Annotated in this window: 2 protein-coding genes; both read right to left on the bottom strand. The window is 41.7% G+C overall.

Annotated features, from left to right (window positions below; genetic code table 11):
* Positions 1-55: 55 nt before the first annotated feature.
* Complete coding sequence (locus AMS66_RS04130; protein WP_053779585.1) at positions 56-1,279, bottom strand: RNA polymerase sigma factor; 1,224 nt, start codon at positions 1,277-1,279, stop codon at positions 56-58.
* 206 nt (positions 1,280-1,485) lie between these two features.
* Positions 1,486-2,892, bottom strand: coding sequence for an outer membrane protein assembly factor BamB family protein (locus AMS66_RS04135; RefSeq protein ID WP_053779586.1), 1,407 nt, complete (start codon positions 2,890-2,892; stop codon positions 1,486-1,488).
* Positions 2,893-3,097: the final 205 nt, after the last annotated feature.

The raw sequence follows: 3,097 nt of genomic DNA on the forward strand, positions 1-3,097 counted from the left end.
AATGTCCTTTACAAAGGGTACACTTTACACCGGGCATACAATTAAAAGTATAAGGTTATATTTTTATATAATTCACCCATTGCTCATGCAATTCAGTCTCACTACATTGAAAGATCCCTTCGAAATCTTGAGGATTACGGATCAGTTTGTTTAATGCCTCTATTCCGTATCGCTCAACCACAAATTCCACCATCATATAAGAGAACTGAAAGCCTTTCATCGTTTCAAAATCCCACGTATCGTTATTTAATTCATCAAAAGAGGGAATGGTCTGGTTGCGAATGCTATCTTCCGTCGAACCTTTAATGAAATCTCGGGACATCTGATTAGCTTCATATCCACCAATGCCCTGTCTTATCCATTTCGGAGCCGTAGGATTAATGTCGCTGATCAGCCACATGGCGAACAAATGGACAGTGCTTTTCAGAATGGATTGATACGTATGCTCAGGTCCAGGGTTCAACGGAGATACAATTTTCAGAATGCGCCCTTCATATGTGCCCATAAACCAATTGGGGGCATCTGTTTCTCCGACAGCTTGATGAAACGTTGGCAAATCGGGATAAATTTCAATGACTACTTTTTGTGATGGATGATGTTTGTATTTGGTAGACACTCGTTCAACACTACTGTTGAGTTCATCGAACAAATCTTGATGAACTTTCTTCGTACGATCATTCGTATCGTGGCTTACACCTTTATTTACAATGGAAATCAAGTCTTGAATAGACATGATGGCAATATCCCCCCACTCTTTCAGTTCTTTTCTTAATTTCTCCAAAGCCCGGTACAATCTGTTCTTGACCGCACTCTCACGTCGTCCAACAATCTTGGATATTTCAGGCAAGGTGCAGTCAACGAAAAAGCGTAATGCAATAATTTCCTGGTCAATCTCATCCAACTTTTTTAACGCCGAGCCAATATCAATGCGGATATCAACATGTTTCGTAAATTCAAGGGAGATGGATTGAGATTCATAATCTGTAAAATCATAAGGAGATTCTTTTTGTCGCGATAACCTGCGATATTCGTTTTTCACCGTATTCTGAGCAATCTTAAAGATCCAGGTGAATAAATTAGAGCTCCCTTTAAAGCTGTGAATATTTTCGACTGCTTTCAAAAATACCTGTTGGGTCAAATCATCTGCAACCAACGGGTTCAATTTCACTGAGAAGTATTTGCTGATTCTTTGACGATATTGCTCATACATGTCCTCAAAGATGGTGATGCTTTCCTGTTCATCCGGATAAACAGGTTTCGTGTCATGAGCTCCTGACATGGTGAAGAACCTCCTCTTGATTTACATTTAATTAGACACCGGAGAGAACAAAAAAGCCACGCGTGAAAAAAAATATTTTTGACGACTTCACCACTTTTATATGAATTCCGCTAAATTTTTGAGCAGAAAAATAAACAAAGGTAGCCGATCGCACTGACCGGCTACCTTTGTTCTTTTCTTTTATGGAAACACAACTTAGCCTTTGCTTATCTCAGCGATGCGGGCAGCTTTACACCGAGGAGTTTACCCTCCGCCTGTATTATGATCATACCGTCTGTCATCAGCGTCGCTTCGTGTAAATCTGCCCCGGTTGTTACCCGAAAAACGGGTGTAGCAGTCAACATATTAATCCCGAACATTGTTCCGTTACGCTGCGTCCGGTACATTCCTTTGCCGTACACGCTAATCTGAGCAACAGGCGCGTCGCCATACCACTTGATTTCCTGTCCATTCACCAGCTTGATGCCCGCTAGTTCTCCCGTTGTTTCATTTTTGTATATCAGCCTTTCCTGCACGATACCAAGCGACTGCCCGTTTTCTTTATAAAAAGGGCGCGGATAAGTCCGAAGCGGATCCGCATTAGCTGTATATTTGTCGAAGTTGTATTCCGCTACCCGATCTCCTTGTTCAATGTATAACTTTCCATTGCTTGCAAATATACTCCCATACCCATAGTCATACGGTGGATCACCATTCATTTTCCAGTTGTATTCAACGCTCCCCTTTTGTACGCCAGTCTTGAGGTTATAGGCATTCACACTCACTTTACGTTCCGGTTTTGATTGATATTCTGTCAGTTTGGAAGAATGATAATCAACCGAATACACGAGACCGTCTTTAATTTGAAGTGCTTCTCCTTGACCGAAATCGTCCCATAACTTCCTGCCTGTCTTCTTGTCATATGCATTTAGTTGGATGGACGTAAGTGCCCCCTGTACATAAAAGGTTCGAAGCACGACGCCATTAGATTCCTCCAGGTAGTCGGTACCGTTCCCTTCACCAAGCGGCTCGTCAGCCCTCCACTTTAGCTTGCCCGTCTTCATATCAAATGCAAATGTTGTACTGCCTTGGATAATATAAAGCGTATCACCTGTTGGAACTAACATTTCTGTACGATACCGTGTATCTATCCAGGTGGATGAGCCTGATTGCCATATCGCTTTTCCTGTCTTCGCGTTCAAAGCATAAGGCTTATGATCCCCAGTGAGACCGTAAATGACGTTATTATGATATACAACATAGGGTGTCAATCCTTTTCCGTAAGACCATAGCCGTTTGCCTGTCTTTGCATCCAATGAGATCAGTTTGCTATCGGCGAAAGTGAATACCTTACCCTCTTCTGCTACTGCCTGATGACCAATATAAGGTTCGTTCATATTCAAATAATTGTCCACTTGTGCAGTCCAGGAAGGCTTAAGTTCGGGTACCGATATCCCCATATAGGAATACCAGTTGCGTACCGAAACATCAGGTGCGTCTGCATGAGCTTGAGACAGAATTACGGCGTTCCCCCCCAGAGCAAGAAGCCCCACAGCTGTAAAGCTTGCGACGATACATCGGAATAGTTGACCTTTCAAATTTGTAAACTGTTGATTCTTTTTCGTTTTGAGCATAATACCCTCCATTGTAATGGTTTCTACATTAGTCACCTTAATAGATGTGTATTTCTAGAGAGCTATCGTATCTATAATCTTCATAAATATAACGTAATGGATTGCTTAATAGTTATACTATTGTTAAGAGATTTATATTGAACTTAAAACGAAAAAAGCCGCCATATTAGGCGACTCTGGTCTTACCCCTGTCAAGTAGACAGAT

It is taken from the genome of Paenibacillus xylanivorans (assembly GCF_001280595.1).
Lineage (GTDB): Bacteria > Bacillota > Bacilli > Paenibacillales > Paenibacillaceae > Paenibacillus > Paenibacillus xylanivorans.